Annotated in this window: 21 protein-coding genes and 1 tRNA gene; 17 read left to right on the top strand and 5 right to left on the bottom strand. The window is 61.8% G+C overall.

Annotated features, from left to right (window positions below):
* Positions 1 to 76 (top strand) — tRNA-Gly (locus AC07VG_RS32835).
* Between the two features lie 65 nt (positions 77 to 141).
* Here the strand turns inward: AC07VG_RS32835 and AC07VG_RS32830 are convergent.
* Complete coding sequence (locus tag AC07VG_RS32830) at positions 142 to 780, bottom strand: LysE family translocator (protein ID WP_495003831.1); 639 nt, start codon at positions 778 to 780, stop codon at positions 142 to 144.
* 115 nt (positions 781 to 895) lie between these two features.
* Between AC07VG_RS32830 and AC07VG_RS32825 the strand changes: the two genes are divergently transcribed.
* Complete coding sequence (locus AC07VG_RS32825; RefSeq protein ID WP_495003832.1) at positions 896 to 1831, top strand: LysR family transcriptional regulator; 936 nt, start codon at positions 896 to 898, stop codon at positions 1829 to 1831.
* A gap of 112 nt (positions 1832 to 1943) precedes the next feature.
* Here the strand turns inward: AC07VG_RS32825 and AC07VG_RS32820 are convergent, their stop codons facing one another.
* Both AC07VG_RS32820 and AC07VG_RS32815 read right to left on the bottom strand, forming a co-directional pair.
* Complete coding sequence (locus AC07VG_RS32820) at positions 1944 to 2351, bottom strand: PA2817 family protein (RefSeq protein WP_100940784.1); 408 nt, start codon at positions 2349 to 2351, stop codon at positions 1944 to 1946.
* A gap of 102 nt (positions 2352 to 2453) precedes the next feature.
* Positions 2454 to 4901 (bottom strand): acyl-CoA dehydrogenase, encoded by a 2448-nt coding sequence (locus tag AC07VG_RS32815; protein ID WP_495022504.1) that lies wholly within the window; start codon positions 4899 to 4901, stop codon positions 2454 to 2456.
* A gap of 309 nt (positions 4902 to 5210) precedes the next feature.
* Here AC07VG_RS32815 and AC07VG_RS32810 point away from each other — a divergent pair, with 309 nt between their 5' ends.
* The 3 genes from AC07VG_RS32810 (at position 5211) to AC07VG_RS32800 (ending at position 7676) form a co-directional block, all read left to right on the top strand.
* Positions 5211 to 5834 (top strand): glutathione S-transferase, encoded by a 624-nt coding sequence (locus AC07VG_RS32810; RefSeq protein WP_495003834.1) that lies wholly within the window; start codon positions 5211 to 5213, stop codon positions 5832 to 5834.
* Between the two features lie 133 nt (positions 5835 to 5967).
* Entirely contained in the window at positions 5968 to 6900 is a 933-nt protein-coding gene (locus AC07VG_RS32805; protein ID WP_495003835.1) for an ABC transporter ATP-binding protein, read from the top strand.
* Entirely contained in the window at positions 6897 to 7676 is a 780-nt protein-coding gene (locus AC07VG_RS32800) for an ABC transporter permease (protein WP_442438809.1), read from the top strand. Before AC07VG_RS32805 ends, AC07VG_RS32800 begins: the two co-directional genes overlap by 4 nt.
* Before the next feature lie 6 nt (positions 7677 to 7682).
* On the opposite strand, the gene AC07VG_RS32795 is transcribed toward AC07VG_RS32800, so the two are convergent.
* Positions 7683 to 8204 (bottom strand): DUF2062 domain-containing protein, encoded by a 522-nt coding sequence (locus AC07VG_RS32795; protein ID WP_495003836.1) that lies wholly within the window; start codon positions 8202 to 8204, stop codon positions 7683 to 7685.
* Between the two features lie 136 nt (positions 8205 to 8340).
* Between AC07VG_RS32795 and AC07VG_RS32790 the strand changes: the two genes are divergently transcribed.
* The 12 genes from AC07VG_RS32790 (at position 8341) to AC07VG_RS32735 (ending at position 19922) form a co-directional block, all read left to right on the top strand.
* Positions 8341 to 10557, top strand: a complete 2217-nt coding sequence (locus AC07VG_RS32790) for a DNA internalization-related competence protein ComEC/Rec2 (protein ID WP_495003837.1) — start codon at positions 8341 to 8343, stop codon at positions 10555 to 10557.
* 116 nt (positions 10558 to 10673) lie between these two features.
* The gene (locus AC07VG_RS32785) at positions 10674 to 11309 is read left to right on the top strand and encodes a MotA/TolQ/ExbB proton channel family protein (protein ID WP_495003838.1); all 636 of its coding nucleotides are present in this window, start codon (positions 10674 to 10676) and stop codon (positions 11307 to 11309) included.
* A complete protein-coding gene (locus AC07VG_RS32780; protein ID WP_495003839.1) occupies positions 11306 to 11734 on the top strand; it encodes an ExbD/TolR family protein in 429 nt (142 codons plus the stop codon). The genes AC07VG_RS32785 and AC07VG_RS32780 overlap by 4 nt, the downstream gene beginning before the upstream one ends.
* Positions 11734 to 12744, top strand: coding sequence for a tetraacyldisaccharide 4'-kinase (lpxK, locus tag AC07VG_RS32775; RefSeq protein WP_495003840.1), 1011 nt, complete (start codon positions 11734 to 11736; stop codon positions 12742 to 12744). Before AC07VG_RS32780 ends, lpxK begins: the two co-directional genes overlap by 1 nt.
* Before the next feature lie 25 nt (positions 12745 to 12769).
* Positions 12770 to 12955, top strand: coding sequence for a Trm112 family protein (locus AC07VG_RS32770; protein WP_007931663.1), 186 nt, complete (start codon positions 12770 to 12772; stop codon positions 12953 to 12955).
* Positions 12952 to 13716, top strand: coding sequence for a 3-deoxy-manno-octulosonate cytidylyltransferase (gene kdsB, locus AC07VG_RS32765; protein WP_495003841.1), 765 nt, complete (start codon positions 12952 to 12954; stop codon positions 13714 to 13716). The genes AC07VG_RS32770 and kdsB overlap by 4 nt, the downstream gene beginning before the upstream one ends.
* Positions 13716 to 14180: a low molecular weight protein-tyrosine-phosphatase gene (locus tag AC07VG_RS32760; protein WP_495003842.1), complete on the top strand. Its 465-nt coding sequence runs from the start codon at positions 13716 to 13718 to the stop codon at positions 14178 to 14180. The genes kdsB and AC07VG_RS32760 overlap by 1 nt, the downstream gene beginning before the upstream one ends.
* Positions 14177 to 15196, top strand: coding sequence for a UDP-N-acetylmuramate dehydrogenase (gene murB / locus AC07VG_RS32755; RefSeq protein ID WP_495003843.1), 1020 nt, complete (start codon positions 14177 to 14179; stop codon positions 15194 to 15196). The genes AC07VG_RS32760 and murB overlap by 4 nt, the downstream gene beginning before the upstream one ends.
* A gap of 362 nt (positions 15197 to 15558) precedes the next feature.
* Complete coding sequence (locus AC07VG_RS32750; protein ID WP_495003844.1) at positions 15559 to 16029, top strand: (2Fe-2S)-binding protein; 471 nt, start codon at positions 15559 to 15561, stop codon at positions 16027 to 16029.
* Positions 16026 to 18344, top strand: coding sequence for a xanthine dehydrogenase family protein molybdopterin-binding subunit (locus AC07VG_RS32745; RefSeq protein ID WP_495022503.1), 2319 nt, complete (start codon positions 16026 to 16028; stop codon positions 18342 to 18344). Before AC07VG_RS32750 ends, AC07VG_RS32745 begins: the two co-directional genes overlap by 4 nt.
* Entirely contained in the window at positions 18344 to 19330 is a 987-nt protein-coding gene (locus tag AC07VG_RS32740) for an XdhC family protein (RefSeq protein WP_495003846.1), read from the top strand. The genes AC07VG_RS32745 and AC07VG_RS32740 overlap by 1 nt, the downstream gene beginning before the upstream one ends.
* Positions 19323 to 19922: a nucleotidyltransferase family protein gene (locus tag AC07VG_RS32735; protein ID WP_495003847.1), complete on the top strand. Its 600-nt coding sequence runs from the start codon at positions 19323 to 19325 to the stop codon at positions 19920 to 19922. Before AC07VG_RS32740 ends, AC07VG_RS32735 begins: the two co-directional genes overlap by 8 nt.
* A 383-nt stretch (positions 19923 to 20305) precedes the next feature.
* On the opposite strand, the gene AC07VG_RS32730 is transcribed toward AC07VG_RS32735, so the two are convergent.
* Positions 20306 to 21919, bottom strand: coding sequence for a pesticin C-terminus-like muramidase (locus AC07VG_RS32730; RefSeq protein WP_495022502.1), 1614 nt, complete (start codon positions 21917 to 21919; stop codon positions 20306 to 20308).
* Between the last annotated feature and the right edge of the window lie 84 nt (positions 21920 to 22003).

The raw sequence follows: 22003 nt of genomic DNA, 5'->3' as shown, positions 1-22003 counted from the left end.
GCGGGAATAGCTCAGTTGGTAGAGCACGACCTTGCCAAGGTCGGGGTCGCGAGTTCGAGTCTCGTTTCCCGCTCCATATTCAACAAAAACGCCGCTCAGCAATGAGCGGCGTTTTTGTTTGCGCGTGATTTTTCAGGCTTCTTATAAAGATAGCATCAGCCTCCCCGCAAACAGAATCAGTACCACGCCCATGGTGCGTTCGAACCAGTGGCCCATCTTCAGGAACGCCTGGCGGATCCGTTCGCTGGAAAACAGCAGGCTGACCAGGATGAACCACAGTGCGTTGACGCTGCACATCCACAGGCCATACAGCGCCTGGATCTTCATTGGCGTCGAGGCGCTGACCACGGTGGTGAAGATCGCCAGGAAGAACAGCGTGGCCTTGGGGTTGGTGGCGTTGGTCAGGAAGCCCACCATAAAGGCCTTGGTCAGGCTCTGCCGCGGGAGCTCGTCGGCGGCTTGATCGAAATCCGCGCGCGCCGCTTGGGCTTTGCTGCGCAGCAGGTTGATACCCAGGTAGAGGATGTAGCCGCCGCCGATCACCTTGGCCACGTTCAGCAACCAGGGCGCGCTGTGCATCAAGGCGCCGACGCCGAGCAGGGTGTAGAGCACGTGCACCGAGATCCCGGCGCCGATGCCGAGGGCGGTGATCGCGCCGATCAGCCGGCCGAAGCGCACGCTCTGGCGGATGGTCACGGCGAAATCCGGGCCGGGGGCGACCACGGCGAGAAAGTGGATGCCTGCCAGGGCGATAAATTCGTTCAGGTACTGGGGATTCATGATGGTTCCAGGGGGAAATGATCGGATGCCGGTTCGGATCGGGTGGGTGTGTCGCCAGTATAAAAAGGCTGCTAGCCTGTGATAATCCGATCAAATCTCAATGGACCTGTGCGTCATGAGCATAAATCCGCCCCTGGCGTTGCTGAGTGAAATGGCGATTTTCGTCAAGGTGGTCGAGACCGGCAGCTTCTCCGAAGCCGCACGCCAGCTCGGTTCCTCGCCTTCAGCGGTGAGTCGCTCGATTTCCCGCTTGGAAAAGGCCTTGGCGACCCGGCTGCTGCAACGCACCACACGCAAATTGCGCCTGAGCGACAGTGGCGAGGAGACCTTCAAACGTTGCCGGGAAATGGTCAGCGCAGCCCGTTCGGTGATGGAGATCAGCGGTCAGTACACCCATGAGGCCCGGGGACTGGTGCGGGTGAGCGTGCCGAAGGCGGTGGGGCGTTTTGTCGTGCATCCGCATATGCCGGAGTTTCTGCGGCGTTATCCGCAGGTGGATGTACAGATGATTCTCGAGGATCGGCCGGTGGACCTGATCGAGGACAATGTCGACCTGATCCTGCGCATCACCGACCATCCACCGGTCGGGCTGGTGGGACGCCAGTTGATGCCCATCGAGCATCTGCTCTGTGCGACCCCGCAGTATCTGGCCGAGCACGGCACGCCGCAGCATCCCCATGACCTGCTGGAGCACAGTTGCATCTATCTGGGGGACACACCCAACGACGCGCGCTGGAAGTTCAGGCAGGGCAGCAAGTCGGTGACCGTCGGGGTGCGCGGGCGTTATGCGGCTAATCACACCGGTGTACGGCTGGATGCGGTGCTGCAGCATATCGGCATTGGCAGCCTGCCGTATTTCACGGCGCGGCATGCGCTGGAGCAGGGCTTGATTGTCCAGGTGCTACCCGCCTGGACGTTTCTGGCGTCCTATCACGGCGGCCTTTGGCTGCTGTATACGCCGACGCCCTACCTGTCGCCAAAGTTGCGGGTGTTTATCGACTACCTGGTGGAGCGCCTGGCCCGGGAGCCGACGTTGCGCAAAGCGTTGTAGGCGCCGGCATGCTGGCAATGGCGGCCGGACAGGCGATGCCTGTTTCAAGGGCTTCATCGCCGGCAAGCCAGCTCCCACAAGGGCCGCATCCAGCCTGGGCGAGCGGTGCGTATCAGTGCTTGCTGTCCTGGGTCGAGAGCGCCAGCAACTGCTTTTCCTGATTCCAGTCGAACGGCTCGTCGTTCTGTTCGGCTTCATAACGGCGCTCTTCCAGCGCCTGGTACAGCTCCAGCTCGTCATCCGGCATGTAATGCAGGCAGTCGCCGCCAAAGAACCACAGCAGGTCGCGTGGCACCAGATGGGCAATTTGCGGATAGCGCAGGATTACCTGGCACAGCAGGTCTTGGCCCAGGTACTGGCTTTCCACCGGCTCGACCGGCAGCTGTGCACGCAACTCATCGAAACGTTCGAGGAACAGCGCGTGACTTTCTTCGGGGACCTGCTCGGCTTCGCCGACGGCGACCAGAATGCTGCGCAGGTGGTCGAGCAGGACCAGGTGATCGGCAACGAGGTTGGACATGACAGGGGTCCTCAAGGGTAAAACGGGCGCGAGAGTATAAGGCTCTCGGCGCCCGTTGTCGTGTCAGGCTATATACCCAGCCGACCTGCCGGCGCTCGGACCCTAGCGAACCTTGCCTTTGCCTGGGCGCAGTTGTTCCTTGCTGAAGTCATCCACGTCGATGACCTTGCGCCGGGCGGCTTCTGCCTGGCGCAGGGTTTCGGCTTCGGCGGGTTGCAACACGCCGGCCTCCAGGGCCGCATCGATAGCCGACTCCTCGGCACGCGGCTTGACCTGGCCGCTCTTGAGTGCGCTGTGCAGTTTTTTCTGTAGCTCGTGACTGGCACTCAACAGGTCGTAGGCGTGTTGCAGGGCTCCAACCGGATCGCTTGCCGATTGCGGGCGGTAACAGCCTTCGAGCACGGCTTCCAGCGCCGGGTCGCCCTTGGCCCGACCGAGCACGGCGGCGACTTCGGCATCCAGTTCGTCGGAAGGGCCGGTGTGCCGACGACCGAACGGAAATACCACCGCGCGCAACAGACAGCCAAGCACGCGGTTCGGGAAGTTTTTCAACAATTCGTCGAGGGCCCGTTCCGAGTGCCCGAGGCTTTCTTCCATGGCCCAGGTGAGCAGTGGCTGCAGGTATTCCGGGGAGCCCAGGTCGTGATAACGCTTGAGCGCCGCCGACGCCAGGTACAGATGGCTGAGTACATCCCCCAGGCGGGCCGACAGCCGTTCGCGACGCTTCAGTTCGCCGCCCAGCAGCATCATGCACAGGTCCGCCAGCAGGGCGAACGCCGCCGCCTGGCGGTTCAGCGCGCGGAAATAGCCCTGGCTCAGACGATTGCCCGGCGCCGCCTCGAAATGTCCTAGCCCGAGATTCAGGACCAGGGTGCTGGCGGCGTTGCTGATGGCAAAGCCGATGTGATCGAGCAACAGCTTGTCGAATTCCACCAGTGCCTGCTCGTGATCCTCGCGGGCAGCCAGGGCCATTTCCTTGAGGACGAAGGGGTGGCAGCGAATCGCGCCCTGGCCGAAGATCATCAGGTTGCGCGACAGGATGTTCGCTCCTTCCACGGTGATGAAGATCGGCGCGCCCTGCCAACTGCGGCCCAGGTAGTTGTTCGGGCCCATGATGATGCCCTTGCCGCCGTGCACGTCCATGGCGTGGCCGATGCACTCGCGACCGCGTTCGGTCAGGTGGTATTTGAGAATCGCCGAGAGCACCGAGGGTTTCTCGCCGAGGTCGACGGCATTGGCCGTGAGCATTCGCGCACTGTCCATCAGCCAGGCGTTGCCGCCGATACGGGCGAGGGCTTCCTGGATACCCTCGAAGGCGGCCAGCGGTACGTTGAACTGTTCGCGGACCTGGCTGTACTGGCCGGTCACCAGGCTGGTGAACTTGGCCGCCCCCGTGCCCACTGCCGGCAGCGAGATCGAGCGGCCCACCGACAAGCAGTTCATCAGCATCATCCAGCCTTTGCCGAGCATGTCCTGGCCGCCGATCAGAAACGACAGCGGGATAAACACATCCTTGCCCGAGTTCGGGCCGTTCATGAAGGCGGCGCCCAGGGGCAGGTGGCGTCGGCCGATCTCGACCCCCGGGGTGTCGGTGGGAATCAGCGCGAGGCTGATGCCCAGATCTTCCTCCTCGCCGAGCAGGTGCTCCGGGTCATGGGCCTTGAAGGCCAGCCCCAGCAGGGTCGCCACCGGGCCCAGGGTGATGTAGCGTTTTTCCCAGTTCAGGCGCAGGCCGAGGACTTCCTCGCCTTGCCATTGGCCCTTGCAGATAACGCCGGTGTCCGGCATGGAACCGGCGTCGGAACCGGCCAGCGGGCCGGTCAGGGCAAAGCATGGAATATCGTCGCCGCGGGCCAGGCGTGGCAGGTAATGATTGCGTTGCTCGTCGGTACCGTAATGCAGCAACAGTTCCGCCGGGCCCAGCGAGTTGGGCACCATCACGGTGGAGGCGAGGTCGCCGCTGCGGGTCGCCAGTTTCATCGCCACCTGGGAGTGGGCATAGGCAGAAAAGCCCTTGCCGCCGAACTCCTTGGGAATGATCAGGGCAAAGAAGCCGTGCTGCTTGATGTGCGCCCAGGCCTCGGGCGGCAGGTCCATGGCCTGGCCGATCTGCCAGTCGCTGACCATCGCGCAGAGTGCCTCGGTCGGACCGTCGATAAACGCCTGTTCTTCCTCGCTCAACTGGGCCTTGGGATAGGCCAGCAGCTTGTTCCAGTCCGGACGTCCGCTGAACAGCTCGCCATCCCACCAGACGGTTCCGGCGTCGATGGCATCGCGTTCAGTCTCGGACATCGGCGGCAGGACTTTACGGAACCAGGCGAACAGCGGGGCGCTGAACCGCTTGCGTCGCTGATCGGGCAGCAGCAGCGCGGCCGCGACAACCGCCAGCAACACCCACAGCACCAGCATCAGTGTGCCCGGTGCATGGCCGAACCGGCCCATCGCGATGAGGTAGACGGCGACTATGCCGAGGACGGGAAGCGCAGCGATTCGGCGATGTGCCAGCCAGGCGACGCCGATCACCAGTACCAATATCCACAACAACAGCATATGCAATCCTCCATAAAGATAGCGCCAAGGCATTCCCAGAGCTTAGTCGGCATCCGGTAAACAGGGCATGGGGCAGTGTGTCCAAATCTGTAGGCAGATGCTTGCACGTGCAACGGCCCGGGCGACCGGCTCGAACAGTAAGCAGGCTATCGATAGTGACCGTCCCGTGCGAGTGGAGTTCGCCCATCTTCGTCATGCTTGGCGTCGCGACTGGCCTCATTCGCTCTGCTACTTTCCGCAGGTGCAAGGATTTGAGCCAGGGCTGTTCAGGGGTAGACTGCGTCGGCATTTATCCATAGAGAGGCTGTCATGCTGAAGATCTGGGGTAGGAAAAATTCATCGAACGTCAGAAAAGCTTTGTGGTGTGCCGAGGAGCTTGGCCTGCCTTACGAGTCTCTGGATGCCGGAGGAGCGTTCGGCGTAGTCGATACTCCCGAATATCGTGCGAAAAACCCTAACAAGTTGGTGCCGATGATCGAGGACGGTGATTTCGTCCTTTGGGAATCGAACGCCATCGTGCGCTACCTGACCGCCAAGCATGCCGCCGGCTCCAACTGGTTCTCCAATGATCCGCAGGCGCGGGCCAAGGCGGACAAGTGGATGGACTGGACCACCTCGTCCTTTGCCACACCGTTTCGCGGGGTGTTCTGGGGCGTATTGCGTACCCCCGTCGAACAACAGGATTGGGCTGCGATCAACGCCTCGTTGAAAATCTGCGCCGACCTGCTGCAGCGGGCCGATGCGGCGCTGGCCGAGCAACCCTACCTGTCGGGTGATGAGATCGGCATGGGCGATATTCCCCTGGGCAGCTTTATTTATGCCTGGTTCGAAATGCCCATCGAACGCCCGCCGATGCCTCATTTGAGTGCCTGGTACGAACGCCTGAAGCAGCGTCCGGCCTATCAGCGTGCGGTGATGACCGCGTTGACTTAATAGCCACTATTAACGTCGGTTGCTGTACTTGTGCGGCGAGCCCAAGCAACATGAGGCCGGTTCGCCGCTGTTGTATTCAAAACGGCGTGCCCTTATTTAGTTCTTTCTTCCCTTCTTGGTGCATGAATCCGATATGAGTTCCGCTCTGTCCATCCGGCAGCTAACCAAAACCTACGGCAACGGTTTCCAGGCCCTGAGTGGTATCGATCTGGATGTCGCCGAAGGTGATTTTTTCGCCTTGCTCGGTCCTAACGGTGCCGGCAAATCCACGACCATCGGCATTCTCTCGACCCTGGTGAACAAGAGCGGCGGTACGGTGAAGGTGTTCGGTCACGACCTGGATCGCGAACCCGCCGCACTCAAGCGCTGTATTGGCGTGGTGCCTCAGGAGTTCAACTTCAACCAGTTCGAGAAGACCTTCGATATCGTCGTGACCCAGGCCGGGTACTACGGCATTCCGGCGAAAATCGCCAAGGAACGCGCCGAGCAGTATCTGACCCAGTTGGGCCTGTGGGACAAGCGCGACGTGCCATCGCGGTCGTTGTCCGGCGGCATGAAGCGCCGGCTGATGATCGCCCGGGCGTTGGTGCATGAACCGCGCCTGCTGATCCTCGACGAGCCGACCGCGGGGGTCGACATCGAACTGCGTCGTTCGATGTGGACCTTCCTCACCGAACTGAACCAGAAAGGCATCACCATCATCCTCACCACCCATTACCTGGAGGAGGCTGAGCAGTTGTGCCGCAATATCGGCATCATCGATCACGGCACCATCGTCGAAAACACCAGCATGCGCCAGTTGCTCAGCCAACTGCATGTGGAGACGTTCCTGCTGGACCTGAAGAACGATCTGCAGCACGCGCCGCAGTTGATCGGTTATCCGAGCAAGCTGCTGGACAGTCGCACCCTGGAAGTCCAGGTCGACAAGGCGGCGGGGATCACGGCGTTGTTTGGGCAACTGGCCACGCAGCAGGTCGAAGTTCTGAGCCTGCGTAACAAAACCAATCGCCTGGAGGAGCTGTTCGTGTCCCTGGTGGAAAAAAACCTGTCGAAGGTGGCGGTATGAGTTCGGAACTGCAGCCCAACCTGGTCGCCCTCAACACCATCGTTTACCGCGAAGTCCGGCGTTTTACCCGGATCTGGCCACAGACCCTGCTGCCGCCGGCCATTACCATGGTCCTGTACTTCGTGATCTTCGGTAACCTGATCGGCAAGCAGATCGGCGGGATGGGTGGTTTCACCTACATGGAGTACATCGTGCCGGGGCTGATCATGATGTCGGTGATCACCAACTCCTACGGCAACGTGGTCTCGAGCTTCTTCGGCAGCAAGTTCCAACGCTCCATCGAAGAGTTGATGGTTTCCCCGGTCTCGCCGCATACCATCCTGATCGGCTACACCCTCGGCGGTGTCCTGCGCGGGCTGATGGTGGGGATTATCGTGACCCTGCTGTCGCTGTTCTTCACCCATTTGCAGGTCCATCACCTGGGCGTGACCCTGCTGGTGGTGATACTGACGGCAACGATCTTCTCGCTGCTGGGGTTCATCAACGCGGTCTTTGCACGTAACTTCGACGATATCTCGATTATCCCGACTTTCGTGCTGACGCCGCTGACCTACCTCGGCGGGGTGTTCTACTCGATTACCCTGCTGCCGCCGTTCTGGCAGACCGTGTCGCTGGCCAACCCGGTGCTGCACATGGTCAACGCCTTCCGCTACGGCATTCTCGGGGTGTCGGACATCCGCATCAGCGTGGCCATCACTTTCATGGTCGTGGCGACCCTGGCCCTCTACATCGGTTGTGCGCGGTTGCTGGTCAGCGGCCGCGGTATGCGCCAGTAACGGGTTTCATGGATGACGGCGCCGTTCCAGGCGCCGTTTCCATTGCCTGGCCACCCACCAGCGCCAGTAGCTCATGGTCAGGTAATAACCCAAGGCGCCCAGCGCCACTCCCAATACCAGCGAACCGAGCAACAGCGGTTGCCAGAGCGTCGACAGCTGCCCGCTGATCCAGGCCCAGGTCAACTCGTCGGGCAGGCTGCGGGGCGGCACGTGCAGCAACCAGGCGCCGAGTTGGTAGGCACAATAGAAAATCGGCGGAATCGTCAGCGGATTGGTCAGCCACACCAGGCTGACGGCAATCGGCAGGTTGCCGCGCACGAGAATCGCCAGGAGTGCCGCCAGCAGCATCTGCAAGGGCATCGGCATCAAGGCCGCAAACAAACCCACCGCCATGGCCCGCGCCACCGAGTGCCGATTGAGGTGCCAGAGGTTCGGATCGTGGAGCAGCGGACCGAAAAAACGTAAGTGTTTATGTTCCCTGATGCGGGTCGGGTCCGGCATGTAGCGTTTGAATAAGCGACGCGGCATAAGGCTTCTCGGGCGATTCAGGCGGGCAGTATGCCCGGATTTTACGGGCGGCCGATTCAGATTTTGTGACAGTAAATAAAGCACCGTCCGCGTAACCCGGCTATTCCGAGAACTGAATGGGTTCAAGGAGGGGGTTATGCGCACAGGGATGTTGGCGCTGGCGGCGGGGCTTGTGGCCTTGCGTTTCCTGCCACAACTGCCGCCCGGTGGGCTGCTGCTGGTGCTGCCGGTACTCGGCTGGATGCTGCTGCCGTTTCGCACTTATCCCCTGGCGTTGTTTCTGTTCGGCTTCAGTTGGGCCTGTTTCCAGGCACAACGGGGGCTGGATGATCGGCTGGCGACAGCGCTGGACGGTCAGACGCTGTGGGTGGAAGGCCGGGTGGTCGGTTTGCCGCAACGTGACGAACAGGTGGTGCGCTTCGAGCTGGAGGGCGCGACGTCGCGTCGAGCCCGGTTGCCGGCTCGTTTGCGTGTGTCCTGGTTCGGTGGCCCGGATCTGCGCGGTGGCGAGCGCTGGCGCCTGGCGGTACAGCTCAAACGGGGGCATGGCTTGCTCAATCCCGCCGGGTTCGACTATGAGGCCTGGTTGCTCGCTCGCGGCATCGGCGCCACCGGCACGATCAAGGACGGGCAGTTGCTAGCCCCTGCCAGCGGCGGCTGGCGCGATACGCTCAGGCGGCGTTTGCTGCAAGTCGATACCCAGGGGCAGTCGGCAATCCTGGTGGCGTTGGTGCTCGGTGACGGCTCGGGACTGTCGACACAGACCTGGCGCGTGCTACAGGACACCGGCACCCTGCATCTGCTGGTGATTTCCGGCCAGCATATCGGCCTGTTCGCGGGGCTGGTCTACGCTTTGATCGCCGGGTTGGCGCGTTATGGTCTGTGGCCGGGCCGCCTGCCCTGGCTGCCGTGGGCGTGCGCCCTGGCGTTTGCGGCGGCGCTGGGCTATGCGCTGCTGGCCGGTTTCGGCGTACCGGTGCGCCGGGCCTGTGTGATGCTCGCCATGGTGCTGCTGTGGCGTTTGCGTTATCGCCACCTGGGGGCGCTGGTGCCGCTGCTGGCGGCCTTGAACCTGGTGCTGTTGTTCGACCCGCTGGTGAGTCTGCAAGCGGGATTCTGGTTGTCCTTTGCCGCCGTGGCGGTGCTGATCTTCACCTTCAGTGGACGACTGGGCGCCTGGAGCTTCTGGCAGAGCTGGACCCGCGCGCAATGGGTGATCGCCCTCGGCTTGTTTCCCGCATTGCTGTTGCTGGGGCTGCCGGTCAGTCTCAGCGCGCCGCTGGCCAACTGGTTCGCCGTCCCCTTGATCGGTCTGCTGGTCTTGCCCTTGGCTTTGCTCGGCACGCTGCTGTTGCCCTTGCCATGGCTGGGCGAGGGACTGCTGTGGTTGGCCGGCGGCGTGCTCGGCGGGTTGTTTCAAGGGCTTGAATGGCTGGCCGCACAGGTACCGGCCTGGGTACCGGCGGCCGTTCCGTTCTGGGCCTGGGCGCTGAGTGGCCTGGGTATCCTGCTGTTGTTGCTGCCCGCTGGTCTGCCCCTGCGGCCCCTGGGTTGGCCATTGGCGGCGCTGGCGGTGTTTGCGCCTTCGGCGCAGGTGGCGCCGGGCGAGGCCGAGGTCTGGCAACTGGATGTCGGCCAGGGCCTGGCGATCCTTGTCCGAACCCGCCAACACAGTCTGTTGTACGACGCCGGACCGCGCTTTGGCGAGTTTGACCAGGGCGAACGGGTGGTGCTGCCGTCCTTGCGCAAGCTGGGTGTGCGGCAACTCGATACGTTGCTGCTCAGCCATGCCGATGCCGATCATGCCGGCGGCGCCCTGGCCGTACGACGTGGCTTGCCGGTGGGCGAAGTGCTCGGCGGCGACCCCGAGGGCTTGCCCGCGGTGTTGCGGGCCCAGTCCTGTGTCAGCGGCCGGCACTGGCAGTGGGATGGCGTGCGTTTTACCCTGTGGCGCTGGCCTCAGGCCCGGGACAGCAATCAATCTTCCTGCGTCCTGCAGATCGAGGCCAATGGCGAGCGTCTGCTGCTGACCGGCGATATCGATGTCGAGGCCGAGCGGGCCTTTCTCGACAGTCCACTGGCGATCAGTAGCGACTGGCTGCAGGCCCCCCATCACGGCAGCCGCAGTTCCTCGTCGGTGGTTTTCCTGCAACGCTTGTCCCCCCGTGGCGTGCTGATTTCCCGTGGACGCGGTAACGCCTTCGGTCATCCCCACCCGCAGGTCATCGCGCGTTACAAAGCCTTGGACATGGCCATTTTCGACAGCGCGGAACAGGGCGCGCTACGTTTGCTGCTGGGTCGTTTCGACGAACCGCGGGCCCTGCAAGCCGCGCGGCGCTTCTGGCGGCAATAGCCCGGTGTTGTTCAATAACCCTGGGTTATTAAAGTCCTCCGGCATGCGACATCACGATCTTCGGCCCGCGCAACCCCTATGTTAGAGTGGCGCACTTTTTCGAGGGGACTGTCACTGTGTGGGAATTGGTCAAGTCCGGCGGCTGGATGATGCTGCCGATCATTTTGAGCTCCATTGCTGCAACGGGCATCGTCGCCGAGCGCCTGTGGACGCTGCGGGCCAGCCGCGTGACCCCGGAGCATCTGCTCGGGCAGGTCTGGCGCTGGATCAAGGACAAGCAACTGGACAAGGAAAAACTCAAGCAACTGCGCGCCGATTCCCCCCTGGGCGAGATCCTCGCCGCGGGCCTGGCGAACTCCAAGCATGGTCGCGAGATCATGAAAGAGTGTATTCAGGAAGCCGCCGCCCGGGTCATCCACGAACTGGAACGCTACCTCAGCGCCCTCGGCACCATTGCCGCCATGTCGCCCTTGCTCGGGCTACTGGGCACGGTGCTGGGCATGATCGATATTTTCAGTTCGTTCATGAGTACGGGCATGACCGCCAATGCCAGCGTGCTCGCCGGGGGGATTTCCAAGGCGCTGGTCACTACGGCGTCGGGCCTGATGGTCGGGATTCCGGCGGTGTTCTTCCATCGTTTCCTGTTGCGTCGGGTCGATGAGCTGGTGGTGGGCATGGAGCAGGAAGCGATCAAGCTGGTCGAGGTGGTGCAGGGCGATCGCGACGTCGACATGCCAGAGGGTAAAGCGTGAAATTCCGCCGCAAGCCCCTGGAGCCCGTGGATATCAACGTGACGTCGTTGATCGACGTGGTGTTCGTCCTGCTGCTGTTTTTCGTCACCACCACCACCTTTACCCGCCAGACCGAACTGCGGGTCGACCTGCCGCAGGCGGTCAGCGGCTCGCCAGCCGAGGACCGTATTCCCAAACAACTGGATATCGCCATCAGTGCCGAGGGTGTCTACACGGTGAACAACCAGCGCCTGCCGAGCAATGACCTGGCCAGCCTGATGGACGCGGTGCAGAAAGAGTCCGGCGGCGATACCAGTTTGCCGCTGTCGATCAGCGCCGACGGCAAGACCCAGCACCAGGCCGTGATCACGGCGATGGATGCGGCCGGCAAGCTGGGCTTCAGCCATTTGCGCATGACCACCGTCGAAGCAGCGCCGGCCCCCTGATGAGCTTCTCCGAGCGCCTGCTCGCCGCCTGGTATGACGGTCATCCGGCGTTGGCCCTGCTGCGCCCGCTGGAGTGGCTGTATCGCCGGGTGGTCGACGGCAAGCGTGCGCGTTTCGTCGCGGGCGAGGGATCGATCTACCAGCCGCCGGTGCCGTTGATCGTGGTGGGCAATATCACCGTCGGCGGCACCGGCAAGACACCGATGATTCTCTGGCTGATCGAGCATTGTCGGCAGCGCGGCCTGCGGGTCGGCGTGGTCAGTCGCGGCTATGGCGCCAAGCCGCCCCAGTTGCCCTGGCGGGTGCGGGCCGACCAGGCGGCGGCGCTGGTTGGTGACGAGCCGCTGTTGATCGTCCAGCGCAATGGCGTGCCATTGATGATCGATCCGGACCGCGGTCGAGCGGTCCGGGCCTTGCTGGCGACGGAAAAACTCGACCTGATCCTGTCCGATGATGGCCTGCAGCATTACCGCCTGGCCCGCGACCTGGAACTGGTGCTGATCGATGCCGCCCGCGGCCTGGGCAATGGCCGCTGCCTGCCCGCCGGTCCGCTGCGTGAACCGATTGAACGCCTGCAAAGTGTCGATGGGGTGCTCTACAACGGCGCCAGCGAAGACCGTAACAACGGCTTCGCCTTTCGCCTGCAACCGACGGCGCTGGTCAACCTGCTGACCGGCGAGCGCAAGCCCGTCGATCATTTCCCCCGCGGACAGGTCGTGCATGCGGTCGCCGGTATCGGCAACCCACAACGTTTCTTCAACACCCTCGAAACGCTACACTGGCAGCCTGTACCCCATGCTTTTGCCGACCATGCCGAGTACAGCGCCGGGACCTTGAGCTTCGAACCGACGCTGCCACTGGTGATGACCGAAAAAGATGCGGTGAAATGCCGGGCCTTCGCGGCGCCCGACTGGTGGTACCTGGCGGTGGATGCGTTACCGTCCGAGGCTTTCACGGCCTGGTTCGACACCCAACTGCTACGCCTGTTGCCCGACCGACTCTTGCCCTAAACCCGTTTTTATCCAGGGAACCTTCATGGACACCAAACTGCTCGACATCCTCGCCTGCCCGATCTGCAAGGGTCCCCTCAAGCTCAGCGCCGACAAGACCGAACTGATCAGCAAGGGCGCGGGCCTGGCCTATCCGATCCGCGACGGCATCCCGGTGATGCTGGAAAGCGAAGCCCGGACCCTGAGCACCGACGAGCGCCTGGACAAATGACCACCCCGTTCGTCGTTGTCATTCCGGCGCGCTTTTCCTCCACCCGCCTGCCGGCCAAGCCATTGCAACTGATCGCCGGCAAACCGATGATCCAGCACACTTGGGAACAGGCGTGCAAAAGCAGCGCCCAGCGGGTGGTAGTGGCCACCGACGATGCGCGTATCGTCGAGGCCTGCCAGGCCTTTGGTGCCGAAGTGCTGCTGACCCGCGAAGATCACGAGTCCGGCACCGATCGGCTGGCCGAAGTGGCCACCTTGCTGGGCTTGGCGGCGGATGCCATTGTCGTCAATGTCCAGGGCGACGAACCGCTGATTCCGCCGGCGGTGATCGATCAGGTCGCGGCCAACCTGGCGGCCCATGACGAAGCGCGCATGGCCACCCTGGCCGAACCGATCCATGACCTGGAAGCCCTGTTCAACCCGAATGTGGTCAAGGTGGTCAGCGACATCAATGGCCTGGCCCTGACCTTCAGCCGGGCGACCCTGCCCTGGGCGCGGGATGACTTTGCCGTCAGTCGCGAGCAACTGCCACAAGGCGTGCCTTTCCGCCGTCATATCGGCATCTACGCCTATCGCGCCGGCTTCCTGCATGACTTCGTCAGTTGGGGCCCGTGCTGGCTGGAAACCACCGAACGCCTGGAGCAACTGCGGGCGCTGTGGCACGGCGTACGGATTCACGTCGCCGATGCCCTGGAGGCGCCACCTACCGGCGTCGATACCGCGGAAGACCTCGATCGCGTTCGTCGTCTGCTGGAGGCTTGATGCGGGTTCTGTTTGTCTGCCTGGGCAATATCTGTCGTTCGCCCACGGCCGAAGGTGTCTTGCGGCACAAATTGCGTGAGGCCGGCTTGGCCGAGCAGATCGAGGTGGCCTCCGCTGGCACCGGTCCCTGGCATGTCGGCAAGCCGCCGGACACTCGCAGCCAGCGGGCGGCGCGGATGCGCGGCTATGACCTGTCGGCCCAGCGCGCCCGGCAGGTCGGCGCGGCGGATTTCAACCGCTACGACCTGGTCCTGGCCATGGACCAGAGCAATCTGCGTAACCTCAAGTTACTGCAACCGCCCCAGGGCAAGGCCGAACTGGACCTGTTCCTGCGCCGTTATGACGGTGAGGTCGAGGAAGTGCCGGACCCGTATTACGACGAAGAACACGGTTTCGAGCAGGTGCTGCACCTGATCGAACAAGCCTGCGATCGGTTGGTGATCGAACTCAAGGGGCGTCTATGACCCTGCAAGTGCAAGCCGGGGTGTCCCTTAAACCCTACAACAGTTTTGGCGTCGATGTCCGTGCGCAGTGGTTCGCCGAGGCCCATAGCGATGCCGATGTCCATGAGGCCCTGGCCTATGCGGCGCAGCAGCAATTGCCGCTGCTGGTGATCGGTGGCGGCAGCAACCTGCTGTTGACCGCGGATATCCAGGCACTGGTGTTGCGCATGGGCACCCGGGGGATTCGGCGGCTGCACGATGACGGCATCAATGTCGTGATCGAAGCCGAGGCCGGCGAACCCTGGCATCCGTTTGTGCTGTCGACCCTGGCCCAGGGCTGGTCGGGTCTGGAAAACCTCAGCCTGATTCCCGGTACCGTCGGCGCCGCACCGATGCAGAACATCGGTGCCTACGGGGTCGAGATCAAGGATGTGTTTGCGGGCCTGACCGCCCTGGATCGTGAAACTGGCGAGCTGCGCGAGTTTTCCCTGCAAGAGTGCCAGTTTGGTTATCGCGACAGCCTGTTCAAGCACGCCGCCGGGCGCTGGTTGATTCTGCGGGTGCGCTTTGCCTTGAGTCGCGTCGAGCATTTGCACCTGGGTTACGGCCCTGTGGCCACGCGCCTGGCCGAGCAGGGAATCAACCAGCCGACCGCGCTGGATGTGAGCCGTGCGATTTGCAGCATTCGCAGCGAAAAACTGCCGGACCCGGCGGTGTTGGGCAATGCCGGCAGCTTTTTCAAGAACCCGCTGGTTTCAGCGGCATTGGCCGCCGAACTGAAGTCGCTGCATCCTGGCCTGGTGAGTTATCCACAGGCTGACGGTCAGGTGAAACTGGCGGCGGGTTGGCTGATCGAGGCGGCAGGCTGGAAGGGCTTTCGCGATGCAGACGCAGGGGTGCATCGCTTGCAGTCGCTGGTGCTGGTCAACTATGGCGCGGCGAGCGGCCTGCAATTGCTGGCGCTGGCGCGGCGGATTCAGGCCGACATTTTGCAACGCTTTTCCGTTGAGCTGGAAATGGAGCCGAATCTCTACTGAAGCTATGCTCTTAGCGATAGCGGTGGCATATTCACTATCGTCAACGCTCGGTGTTTCGCCGCATTCTGTCGTCGTACGCGAAACCCTGTAGGAGCCGGCTTGCCGGCGATAGCGCTGCGGCATTCACCGCCGTTATCACGGACAAGCCCGATTCAGAGCGATCCAGCGTACACCTGGCTTTTTTCCGAATACGGCTTTCCCTTCGCCGGCCAACGGCGTAAAAACAGATCCCATGAAAGGCCCGATGAAGCGTTCGCTTCATGAGAGAGCCCCTTAGCCTGAGTCGATCCGCCCCGTGTCGAACCGTGGCATTCAACGGCGGATGGCTCGACCCCATAACCTTGAACTATGCGGGCGTGCCCATGATTACCCTGAAACTCAACGGTCAAGACCATCCACTGGACGTCACCGAGGACATGCCGCTGCTCTGGGCGATCCGCGACGTGGCGGGTTATACCGGGACCAAATTCGGCTGCGGCATGGGCCTGTGCGGCGCCTGTACCGTGCACATCGATGGCTTGCCGGTGCGCTCCTGCATCACCCCCGTCGGCTCCGTGGCGGGGCAGAGCGTCAGTACCATCGACAACCTGCACAGCGACCCGGTCGGTCAGGCGCTGCAGCAAGCCTGGCTGGACGGTGGGGTAGCCCAGTGTGGCTTCTGCCAGGGCGGGCAAATCATGTCGGCCACGGCCTTGCTCAAGGTCAACCCAAAGCCCAGCGATGCCCAGATCGAAGAGGCCATGGTTGGCAATATCTGTCGTTGCGGGACCTACAACCGCATCAAGACGGCCATTCACCAGGCCGCGGCCCATCTGCGGGAGACTAAGGCATGAACCTGTCCGTGAACGATTTCGCCCTGAGCAATTTCAGCCGGCGCGGCTTTCTCAAGGGCGTCGGCGCCACCGGTGCGCTGGTCCTGGCGGCGACCTGGGGGCTGCCTGAGGCCTTTGCCGAAGGCGAGCAGAAATACGGGGCCGATCATATGCCCAATGGCTGGGTCGATGATCCCAAGGTCTATGTGAGCATCGAGGCCGACGGTAGCGTGACGGTGATCTGCAACCGCGCGGAGATGGGCCAGGGCGTGCGTACCAGCCTGAGCATGGTAGTGGCCGACGAGCTCGAGGCCGACTGGGCCCTGGTCAAGGTCAGGCAGGCGCCGGGGGACGAGGTGCGTTTCGGCAACCAGGACACCGACGGTTCACGCAGCATGCGCCATTGGTACGAACCGATGCGGCGTTGCGGCGCGGCGGCCCGGAGCATGCTTGAACAGGCGGCGGCCGCGCAGTGGAACGTTCCGCTGGCGGAGTGCCGAGCGCAGTTGCACAAGGTTATCCACAGCCCGAGCGGGCGTGAACTCGGTTACGGGGCCCTGGCGGCGGCTGCCGCTGCACTGGCCGTTCCGGCCCGTGACAGCCTGAAGCTCAAGCCAGCGTCGGCGTTCCGCTATATCGGCAAGGAAGCGTTCCGGGCCATCGACGGGGCGGATATCGTCACCGGCCGTGCGTTGTACGGTGCCGATGTGCATTTCGAGGGCACGCTCTACGCCACCGTGGCTCGTCCGCGGGTGTATGGCGGCAAGCTCAAATCCTTCGATGCCGCCGCCGCGCTGAAGGTCCCGGGCGTGCTCAAGGTCGTGGAAATCGAAAGCCGCCCGCTGCCTTCCGAGTTCCAGCCGCTGGGCGGTGTGGCGGTGATTGCCAGCAATACCTGGGCGGCGATCAAGGGCCGCGAGGCGCTGACGATCGCCTGGGATGACGGCGTCAACGCCAGTTATGACTCGATTGCCTATCGTCAGGAACTGGAAGCTTCGGCGCGCCAGCCCGGCAAGGTGGTACGCGATACCGGTAATGTCGAAGAGGCCTTGAAGCGCGCCGACAGCCAGTTCGAAGCCGGTTATTACCTGCCGCACCTGGCCCAGTCGCCGATGGAGCCGATGGTCGCCATTGCCCGTTTCCACGACGGCCACTGCGAAGCCTGGGCGCCCACCCAGGCGCCTCAGGTCACCCGCGAGCGGATTGCCGAGCGTCTGGGGATCGGCTTCGACCAGGTCACCGTCAACGTGACCCTGCTCGGTGGCGGTTTCGGGCGCAAGTCCAAGCCGGACTACATCATCGAGGCGGCCATCCTGGCCAAGGAAATGCCGGGCAAGGCGGTGCGCGTGCAGTGGACCCGCGAAGACGATATCCATTACTCGTATTTCCATACCGTGTCAGCGGAATACCTGCGGGCCAGCCTGAACAAGGACGGCACGCCATCCGGGTGGCTGCATCGCACCGTGGCACCGAGTATCACGGCACTGTTTGCGCCCAATATGAACAACGAGGGCGCCTTTGAAATGGGCATGGGCTTTACCAACATGGCCTACAACATTCCCAACGTGCGCCTGGAAAACCCGGAGGCCAAGGTGCATACGCGGGTCGGCTGGTACCGTTCGGTGTCGAACATCCCCCATGGTTTCGCCATCCAGAGTTTCGTCGACGAACTGGCCCATAAAGCCGGCCAGGATCCACTGGCTTATCAGCTCAAGTTGCTGGGGCCGGATCGCCAGATCGATCCGCGAACCCTGAGCGAGCAGTGGAACTACGGTGAATCCCCCGAGCGTTATCCAATCGATACCGGGCGTATGCGCACGGTCCTGGAAACCGCCACCAAGGCCGCCGGCTGGGGCCGCAAGTTGCCGCCAGGGCGCGGCCTGGGGCTGGCGGTGCATTACAGCTTCGTCACCTATGTGGCGGCGGTGATCGAGGTGGAGGTCAAGGACGATGGCAGCCTGATCGTGCACAAGGCCGATATCGCCGTGGACTGTGGCCCGCAGATCAACCCGGAGCGGATTCGCTCGCAGTTCGAAGGGGCTTGCGTCATGGGCCTGGGCAACGCGATGCTGGGTGAGATCAGCTTCAAGGAGGGCAAGGTGCAGCAGGACAATTTCCATATGTATGAAGTGGCGCGCATGTCCCTGGCGCCGAAGGAGGTGGCGGTGCATCTGGTCACGCCGCCGGGCGAGGTGCCGTTGGGCGGCGTCGGTGAGCCGGGCGTGCCGCCGATTGCGCCGGCACTGTGCAATGCGATCTTTGCCGCCACCGGCAAGCGCATCCGTAACCTGCCGGTGCGTTACCAGCTGCAAGGCTGGAACCAGGTGAAAGTCTGATGGACAGTGTTGATCTGAATGTCCTGCGCAGCGTGCTGCAATGGCGCCGCGCGGGACAGCGAGTGGTGCTGTACAGCGTGGTCCAGACCTGGGGGAGCGCGCCACGTCCGCCGGGGGCGATGTTGGCCCTGCGCGAGGATGGCGTGGTGATTGGCTCGGTGTCCGGTGGCTGTATTGAGGACGATCTGATTGCCCGCTTGCAGGATGGCCGCTTGCCAGAAGATGGGCCGCCGGTGCAACTGGTGACCTATGGCGTGACCCGTGACGAGGCGGCGCGTTTTGGCCTGCCTTGTGGCGGCACCTTGCGCCTGACCGAGGAGCGGGTCGGCGATCCGGCCTGGGTCGCGCAGTTGCTGGCGCGCTGCGAGGCCCATGAGATTGTCGCCCGGGAGCTGAACCTGGCCAGCGGCTCAGTGACCTTGAGCGAAGCGGGCAAAACCGACACTTTGAGTTTTGACGGTGAGCGTTTGCGGGCGATCTACGGTCCACGTTGGCGCCTGTTGTTGATCGGTGCCGGTCAGTTGTCGCGCTACGTGGCGGAAATGGCCCGGTTGCTGGATTTTGAAGTCTTGATCTGCGATCCACGCAAGGAGTTCGTCTACGGCTGGGAAGAACAGCACGGGCGTTTTGTGCCGGGTATGCCCGATGAGGCGGTGCTGAATATCCAGACCGACGAGCGTACGGCCATCGTCGCCCTGACCCACGATCCGCGACTGGACGATATGGCATTGCTCACGGCATTGAATTCCCGGGCGTTCTACATCGGTGCATTGGGTTCGCGGGTCAACAGCCAGAAACGCCGGGACAACCTGGCAATGCTCGGCTTGGCCGCGGATGCCATTGCTCGTCTGCATGGCCCGATCGGTTTGCATATCGGCAGTCATACGCCGGCGGAGATTGCTTTGTCCCTGATGGCGGAAATCGTGGCGATCAAGAACGGTGTCGAGTTGCGGCAGAAAAAGCCGGAGTTGGCAGCCAGTGAGTAATTCTGTTGCGGCCATTGTCCTGGCGGCGGGGCAGGGCAGTCGTTTTCGACAGGCGGCGGGGGCCGATCAGGACAAGTTGCTGGCGCGTTGTGTTGGCCGTGATGGTGTCGAGCGGGCAGTGTTGGAGCATGTACTGCTGGGGTTGCCGCAGGGGCTTGGAACCCGCTTGTTGGTGACGACGGCGGATCGGGTCGAGGTGATTGGCCTGGCGCGGGCGTATGACTGTCGGGTGTTGCTGATCGAATCGACGGGCATGGGCGACAGTCTCGCCGCCGCGGTGGCGGCGACGATCGATCAGGCAGGGTGGCTGGTGTTGCTGGGGGATATGCCGTTTATCCTGCCGCAGACGGTTGCACAGGTGCTGGAGAGAACTGAAGACGATGGCATCTGTGTGCCGATTTTTCAGGGCGAGTATGGGCATCCGGTTGGGTTTGGTCGCTCGTTTGGGCCGGCCTTGATGGGGCTGTCTGGGGATCGCGGAGCCAAGCCTTTGTTTGTGGGCGGCAAAGTGCGAGAAGTGTCTGTCGAAGACCCAGGTGTGCTTTGGGATGTGGACGTACCTGGAATGCTTATTCCTGGCGACTACAGTTGAGATTTCCTATGTGATTCCCTTGTATAGGAACCAAACATTCGTATAGTTCTTCGCCCGAGATCCTGAGTCGTGTGATTGATAACGTTGCATGTAATCCTTTCTCTGAAAATACTATATTTTCGAAGTTGGCGTCAGTAAAGTCTGTCATGAAGGATTTTTCCTCAAAACTACAGAATTGTTTCCTTGAGGAGATTGTCCATTTTTTTTCGGGGTCCAGGGTTTCTATATTTAAACAGGGGTAGTTGTTTCTGCTTATCAAATACCGGGCAACTATATTGCCAATGCGTTCGGACTTTACCTCGTAAATTGATTCGTAGCTAATCTGTTCCGCGCTTATATTGGCGGTGTAAGCAAGTAGGAGAAATATTGTTTTTTTCATAAGTTTACCTTGTTAGATGTCCTATTCGTCTATTGAAACGGTCAGATGGTACATTTTGCCAGTTTGAGCTATCGCTCATTATGCCTGTCAGCTTTGAAAGGTCATTGTTTACAAAGTGCTTTTGTATTAACGGCCTGGAGTGAGTGCTGTAGTCTCCTCTGTAGGTTAAATCTACTATCAAGTCTTGAATTTTCTTGTCTATAGAATTCCATTTTAATGCTCCATAATGGAAGACGTTGAACTCTTGGGCTGAAATACGTAGGACATCGTTTTTCATTTTTTCATATACGGGTATAAACAGATCGTGCTGCTGCTTTCTGGAAATGGTAAATCGCTTGATCTCTGTGCTGGCAGTCTTGAGGTGGTTTTTTGCCGCTTGACCTTTAAGCCCTTTTGCCCCGATCAGCCAGCTATACAGCGGTTCATCGATATTCGCTGCAGTCAGATCAAGTTCGACATTCTCTCTCTGCCCTAGATCATACCCACGACCAATGGTTATCCCCGAAGCTCCACCCGGCCAATGCACCTTGCGACTGAAGTAGATATGCAGCGGATGCGCCGGATCATCAATATCATTACCCTCCACATCAAATGTCAGTTGTCCTCGCTCCACCGTGAGCCACTTGAGGTCGTTTTCATCTTCGATGGCCACAAAGTTCGCCAATAATCCGATGGGATGGAAGTGCCAGGCTTTCCCGTTCGGATTGATCCCGTGTTTTCCCGCCAACTCGGCCCACCAGGACAGTTTCCGGATACGTTTTTTCTCCTCGATCCAGCGTTCATTGGACCGGTTGTCGAGGACCGCCCGTGGCAGGATCAGGCCCGGGAGCGTCCGCAGGCTGCGCATGGCCATTTTCGGTGGATTGGCGGCATTGATCTGCGCTGTGTGAGGTGCCAGCGCGCTGGCGATTGTGCTGATGCCTACCAGGCCTCTTGCACTCTCGGGAAGGCGAGCGGCATAGGCTCGGCTCTTGTCGATAAAAGCGGGAGCATCGTCGCAACTGAAGATTTCCAGATGCAGCAGGCCTTCGCCATCCGCATGGCTGGGTGTGCTGAAAGTGCCGGGATGTCCGATCAATTCCCTGGACTTGATGGCGAATGGGGTGTCGAGAACGATCACTTGCCCCTTGGTTTGCGGCTCTCCTATCCAGAACACAGGCCTGGCTCTGTCAGGCTCGCGCTGGTAGCGCTCCCAACTGAGTAAATGCATATAAAGGCTGTAGAACGTCAGCGACGGTGGCGGCAGTGGGGCTATGGCGCTGTGCGGCTCGCCAGGCAGGCTCAGGTCATGCTTGACCAGCACGAACCCCGTTGAATAGGTCGCCGGCTCGCCGTTGGCCTTGGGGGCGGTGGGATAGGCCTGATCGATGCGGTAGGCAATGACTTCGCCATCGGCAATGCAACGCACGGCTTTCTGGTCGAGGAGCTCCGCGGTGTTTTTGTCGAAATGCACCCCGCCGTGCCAGAGGCCACCTTGCCCCAGCGGGTAGGTGCCGCCCGTGGCCTTGGCCAAGGCGTCGTAGCAGATTTGTGGATCCGCGACTTCCCGGCTTTGAGCGCCAGCCCTCTTGAAAGGAAAGCACCAGGCCAGCGTCTTGTTTGTGTCCGTTATGAACATCGCCCTCTCACCCGTCCCTGAGAGGCTTGACTGTGCGCCGCCGAAAAACTGGAGTCAGTCAGTAGACTTCAATCTGTCATGTGG

It is taken from the genome of Pseudomonas sp. GW821-FHT03C07, from assembly GCF_059420925.1.
The sequence above is the reverse complement of the archived record's forward strand: the minus strand, read 5'-3'. Positions and strand labels throughout refer to the sequence as shown.